The following is a 5,930-nucleotide window of genomic DNA, read 5'->3' as shown; positions in this document are numbered from 1 at the left end:
CCCCCCCCCCCCCCCCCCCCCCCCCTAACCCCCCCCCGCCACAATCAACTGCCGCCCAGTAGTAGCCCTCAAAATGGCAGCCACATCCATAGGAAACCCCGCCATGGTCCCCTCAGTATCGACATGCGTATACAAGAACGCCGAGCAGTAATCCTCCAGCCAGGTCACAGCCTCCTCCGGTCCCAGCTCGACGCTCTCCTTCCATCCTCTTACCGCCACCTTCCCCCCCTTAGTGTCGACAGAAAAGCAAAGCGCCTCCTCCCCCAGCGCCCGCTTCAACCCCTCAGCAAACTCCAGCCGAATCACCTTATGCCGTCGCTTGGCTTCTGACCCCTCCGCCTCCGCCCCAAACAGCGACGATCCATAGATCACCCGCCGCGCCCCAGCATCCAGCAACCTCCGCCCATCCTCGGCAGTCCTTAGCCCGCCCCCCACCTGGCAAGGCAGCCGCTTACAAATCATCTCAATCAGCGCCGAGTTCTCTCCCACCCGCATCGCCGCATCCAGGTCAATCAGCTGCACCAGCGGATACCGCCCGAACCGCTCAATCCAATAATCAAAGTCATCAAACGACAGCTTCAGCGTCTCCCCCCGCACCAGCTGCACAATCCGCCCACCCATCAAATCAATCGAAGGAATCAACATCCCTCTATCTTCTCAAATCACCACGCGTCCTTCACACGCCCCTAACTCCCCACCCACCAACGCCCCCCAATTGAAGTGACACACATCACAGCCAACCGTTATCTCCAGCGCCGAGACTCGCTCTGCTGATAGATCCACATCTTCACTGGAGAAGGTAACAATATGTCCACCGCAACCTTAGAAATCCAAGACGTACTCTTCGAGGAGGCCGTCGCCTCCATCCGCAAACATGGCGTTCGCGCCCGTTACGACAACTTCATCGGCGGCAAGTTCGTAGCCCCGATCAAGGGCAAGTACTTCATCGACAAAAGCCCCATCAACGGCGCCCACCTCGCCGAGTTCGCCAAGTCCACCGCAGAAGACGTAGAGCTTGCCCTCGACGCCGCACACGCTGCCAAGGACGCCTGGGCCGCCATCTCCTCCACCGAACGCGCCGCGGTCCTCATCGCCATCGCCGACCGCATGCAGGAGAACCTCGAGCTCCTCGCCAAGGCCGAAACCCTCGACAACGGCAAGCCCATCCGCGAGACCCTCAACGCCGACGTCCCGCTAGCCATCGATCACTTCCGCTACTTCGCCGCCTGCATCCGCGCCGAAGAGGGAACTGCCGGCGAGATCGATAAGGACACCGTCGCCTACCACTTCAAAGAACCCATGGGCGTGGTCGGCCAGATCATCCCCTGGAACTTCCCCTTATTGATGGCAGCATGGAAGATCGCCCCGGCAATCGCCGCAGGCAATTGCACCGTCATCAAGCCGGCCTCCAACACCCCGCTCAGCCTCCTGACCCTCGTCAGCCTCATCGCCGACATCGTGCCCGCTGGCGTCATCAACGTAGTCACCGGCCCCGGCGGCGAGATCGGCAAAGCCCTCGCCGGCAACCCCCGCATCGCCAAAATCTCCTTCACCGGAGAAACCACGACCGGCCGCCTCATCATGCAGTATGCGTCCGAGCCCATCATTCCGCAGACCCTGGAGCTTGGCGGCAAGTCCCCCAACATCTTCATGGCCGACGTCATGGACAAGGATGATGACTTCCTCGACAAGGCCATCGAAGGCTTTGCCCTCTTCGCCTTCAACAAGGGCGAGGTCTGCACCTGCCCCTCGCGTGCCCTCGTGCACGAGTCCATCTTCGACGAGTTCGTCAAACGTGCCGTTGCTCGTGTAGCCAAGATCAAGGTTGGCAATCCGCTCGACCCCACCACCCAGATGGGCCCACAGGCCTCGAAGGATCAGCAGGACAAGATCCTCGAGTACATCGCAATCGGTAAAGCGGAAGGCGCAAAATGCCTCACCGGCGGCGAGCAGCTTCACCTCGAAGGTGATCTCGCCAATGGCTACTACATCCAACCCACCGTCTTCTCCGGCCATAACAAGATGCGCATCTTCCAGGAAGAGATCTTCGGACCAGTCCTCTCGGTCACCAAGTTCAAGACCATCGAAGAAGCGCTCGAAATCGCCAACGACACCCCCTACGGCCTCGGCTCGGGCGTCTGGTCCCGCAACGGCACGGACGCTTATCGTCTCGGCCGCGGCATCAAGGCCGGTCGCGTCTGGACCAACTGCTACCACCTGTATCCCGCGGGCGCTGCCTTCGGTGGTTACAAGGAGTCGGGTTTCGGCCGCGAGACCCACAAGATGATCCTCGATCACTATCGCCAGACCAAGAACCTCCTTGTGAGCTACAGCCCCAAGGCCCTCGGCCTGTTCTAGAAATCGCTACCCCTGGAAACACCAACAGGGAGGCCTGCGGACGTCGATTACGGCGTCCGCAGGTACCCATAAACCCTCGCACGATCCGTGCCGTAACCAACGGCCAAAGGCCCGCTCCATACCAGCGTGGGGCGAAGCCCCACGGTACAGTCGGCCACCCAGGATAAGCGCTGTAAGCGCGACCCATAACGAACACAACGCATCACGAAAGGAATTCAAAATGGCAAAGACAATGAAAGCCGCAGTCGTTCGAGAATTCGGCAAGCCCCTCGTCATCCAGGAGATGCCCATCCCGGAGCCGGGCCCCGAAGAGATCCAGATCAAGATGGAAGCCTGCGGCGTCTGTCATACCGACCTGCACGCTGCAGAAGGTGACTGGCCCATCAAGCCCACACCCCCCTTCATCCCCGGCCACGAAGGCGTAGGTTTCGTCTCCGGCGTCGGCAAGAACGTCAAGACCGTCAAGGAAGGCGATCGCGTAGGCATCGTCTGGCTCTACTCCGCGTGCGGCCAGTGCGTCGACTGCCTCGCCGGTCAAGAGGCCTGCTGCTCCAAGGCTGAGTTCGGTGGCTACACCAAGAACGGTGGCTATGCGGATTACGCCGTGGCCGATCCGAACTACGTAGCTCACCTTCCCAAGAACGTTGGCTTCGTAGAAGTCGCACCGATCGTGTGCGCCGGCGTCACCGTCTACAAGGGCCTCAAGTCCACCAATGCCAAGCCCGGCGACTGGGTCGTCATCTCCGGCATCGGCGGCCTCGGTCACCTGGCCGTCCAATACGCCAAGGCCATGGGCTTCCACGTTGCCGCAGTCGATGTCTCCGATGAGAAGCTCGAGCTCGCTCGTTCGCTCGGCGCCAAGCTCACCGTCAACGCCAAGAAGCAGGATCCAGCAGCCTTCTTCCAGAAGGAAATCGGTGGAGCCAACGCCGTGCTCGTAACAGCGCCCTCCATCCCCGCGTTTACCCAAGCCATCGGCATGGCCCGCCCGCGCGCCACCATCGCGCTCAACGGTCTGCCTCCCGGCTCATTCCCGCTACCTATCTTTGAGGTAGTGCTCAAGGCTCTCACCATTCGCGGCTCCATTGTGGGCACGCGTCTGGATCTGGCCGAGGCACTCTCCTTCGCCGGAGAAGGCATGGTCCACGCCCACGTAGCAGCAGAGAAGATCGAAAACATCAACGACATCTTCGCCCGCATGCACGCCGGCAAAATCGACGGCCGCATCGTCCTCGACATCACCGGCACCCACTCCACGCCGGCCGTCGCCCACGAACGGGAACTCGTCCACGCCTAGGTCTCAACCCCAAAGCTCAACCAACCGAAAGGCCCGGACAAACCTCCGGGCCTTTCCCATTTTTCGGCCTCATGTAAAGCTCGCTTGTCACCCTGTCAAGTTTCCTTGTCAAATGTAAAGCGAGCTTGTCTTTTTACCGTCCGATAAACCGTGCTGTAGACCCCGATTTGCGACACGAAACCCACCTAAAGCAGTCGATTTGAAGCACCAAATTCACAGAAATCCCAGCAAAACCGACTTAATTCACGGTCACCGTAATCGCAGCCGGAGCCGTCACCGAAACACCTCCGCTGGTTCCCATCACGATCACCGTGTAAGTCCCAGCCGTAGTTCCCGCCCTCACTACGTTCGAACAGGGAACCGAATTCGACGAACCACTACACCCACCGATCATCCCCAAACCCAATCCCATCAGCAAGATAAGCACTGCACCCCGCAGCACACGCCGCCGCCGTACCGGCACCAGCAACAACAAAAAACCCGCCAAAGCCAAGCCAGTCCGGTTCGTCGCAGTGTTCGTCAGGCAATTGCTATACGGTCCCGCCGACGTCAGCGAGATGGTAGCCGTCCCCGTCCCCCCAGCCGCAAGATTCAAGCTCCCCGGCGACACGACACATGTCGGCGGCTGTACTGTAACTGGTGACACAGCACAACTTAACCCAACCGTTCCGGCAAACTCATTCACCGAAGCCCCTGTCAGCAACCACGTGCTAGTCGTCGTAGTATTCGCCACCGGCGTCACCAAAAGCGTCGATGGACTAGCCGAAAGAGTGAAACTCCCCGCAGGCCCACTCCCTACACCTGCCGACGCAGCCGCAATGAAATCAGCAACATCCAGCGATCCCAACCCCGTAGCCTGGTCGTATCCCACCCCTACCACGTACCCAGCCAGCCCACCCGTCAGGCTAGACTCGCCCGGCGTGCTGTTGTCACACATAGATGGCGTCGCTGCCAAGCATCCTGTAACCCCTGAACTTGCCACAGTTACATCATGAAACGCCGCGGGCGTCGAAGCCGCCAACCTATACAGCATCGGGTTCAGATTGCCCTGGGCAGCTCCCATCTTCGTATTCAAGAGAGCCGCAATCCCCGCCATCCCCGGCGCAGCCGCGGAAGTCCCACTAAATACAGTAATTTGCGTCCCGCCGGAACTGGAAACGCAGCTTCCACCCCCAGCAGCGAAGCAGCCAAGATAGCCATCATGATCCGCCGCCGCGAACGACACATCCGGGACGTCGCGGAACCCATCCGCCGGCACCCCTAACCCGCTCTGCCAGCTAGGCTTAGCAATATAAGCGCTAACCCCGCCTCCGCCAGCTGCAACTTGGTACACCATCGCGCCACTACTATTGACCTCGGAAGACTCGTTCCAAGCGCCCTCGGGTATGTAAGAAAGCGCTGATGCAAGACCAGCGTTAGCATTACTCGAAGCCCAATAGAGTGAGGGATTTACCTCATCATTAAACTCCGTTCCGCCAACACAAGTAACGTAACCGCTGGAGCAAAGTGCATTGATGCTTGCGATCTGAGGTGTCTCCGCCAAAGTAACAGGCGTAAACGGCGTATCGCAGCCAGCGACGCCTGAATCGTCCGCAGAGACAAACGTAGATATTCCCTCACTTGCGGCTGTTTCAAACTCGGAATTTAGATATTCCGTCTCGGCCGAACCGTTTTCCGCCTCGCAGCTTCCGAACGAGATGGTCATGATTGGATCGCGAAGTGTTTCGATGTTGTAAGCGATCCCGATATCGACACCATCGTCCGTACTCGTATCAGCGCTGATAACCAAATCGGCCTGCGCGCGCGGCGCGGTACCGATCACCCGGTCCACATCAAGCGTTGCTTCACTCGCATATCCGACGTTGGAACCCGTCGCCACCCCCGGATCCTTCCCTGCAAGTACCACATTCGGCTGAACATTCGGAAGTCCAGCCAGGGTTTCGTAACTCGCTATGTCACTCGCTACAACCCGGGACTTCCCAATGATCGCAATATGCTGCGCTTTGGATCCGACCGCCGCACCCTCATTACCTGCAGCGTAGACGCCGGCAATGTCATAGATGACCGAAAAATCGTTCGGTAATACCGCATACGAACCATCCCCCAAGTCCACCTGCGGTCTAATTCCAGCGGTCGGCCATGTGTGCACGGAGAATCTTGACTGCGGATCATATTGCGTCTGCGTAAGTCCATGAACAGATTGAATGACTGGACCCAATGCTGCAGGAATAGAAGGCTCGGACATTGCGGAGAGTCGCTGCCGTCCTTGATAGGC

Annotated in this window: 3 protein-coding genes and 1 pseudogene; 2 read left to right on the top strand and 2 right to left on the bottom strand. The window is 59.4% G+C overall.

Annotation, left to right across the window (positions count from 1 at the left end):
• Positions 1-24: 24 nt before the first annotated feature.
• Positions 25-645 (bottom strand): HisA/HisF-related TIM barrel protein, encoded by a 621-nt coding sequence (locus GSQ80_RS17215; RefSeq protein ID WP_158788903.1) that lies wholly within the window; start codon positions 643-645, stop codon positions 25-27.
• A gap of 162 nt (positions 646-807) precedes the next feature.
• Here GSQ80_RS17215 and GSQ80_RS17210 point away from each other — a divergent pair, with 162 nt between their 5' ends.
• Both GSQ80_RS17210 and GSQ80_RS17205 read left to right on the top strand, forming a co-directional pair.
• Complete coding sequence (locus GSQ80_RS17210; protein WP_158788902.1) at positions 808-2,358, top strand: aldehyde dehydrogenase family protein; 1,551 nt, start codon at positions 808-810, stop codon at positions 2,356-2,358.
• A gap of 220 nt (positions 2,359-2,578) precedes the next feature.
• Positions 2,579-3,655, top strand: coding sequence for a zinc-dependent alcohol dehydrogenase (locus GSQ80_RS17205; RefSeq protein ID WP_158788901.1), 1,077 nt, complete (start codon positions 2,579-2,581; stop codon positions 3,653-3,655).
• A 238-nt stretch (positions 3,656-3,893) separates the two neighbouring features.
• Here GSQ80_RS17205 and GSQ80_RS17200 read toward each other — a convergent pair.
• Positions 3,894-5,930 (bottom strand): annotated as a pseudogene (locus GSQ80_RS17200) (S53 family peptidase); the annotation flags it as partial.

This window comes from Granulicella sp. L46, from assembly GCF_009765785.1.
GTDB lineage: Bacteria > Acidobacteriota > Terriglobia > Terriglobales > Acidobacteriaceae > Granulicella.
Note: the sequence above shows the minus strand (reverse complement) of the source record. Positions and strands in the feature narration are given on the sequence as shown.

Bases quoted from the DNA above. Each gene is read 5' to 3' on its own strand.
- GSQ80_RS17215 (WP_158788903.1), bottom strand. From the start codon at position 645: ATGTTGATTCCTTCGATTGATTTGATGGGTGGGCGGATTGTGCAGCTG.
- GSQ80_RS17210 (WP_158788902.1), top strand. From the start codon at position 808: ATGTCCACCGCAACCTTAGAAATCCAAGACGTACTCTTCGAGGAGGCC.
- GSQ80_RS17205 (WP_158788901.1), top strand. From the start codon at position 2,579: ATGGCAAAGACAATGAAAGCCGCAGTCGTTCGAGAATTCGGCAAGCCC.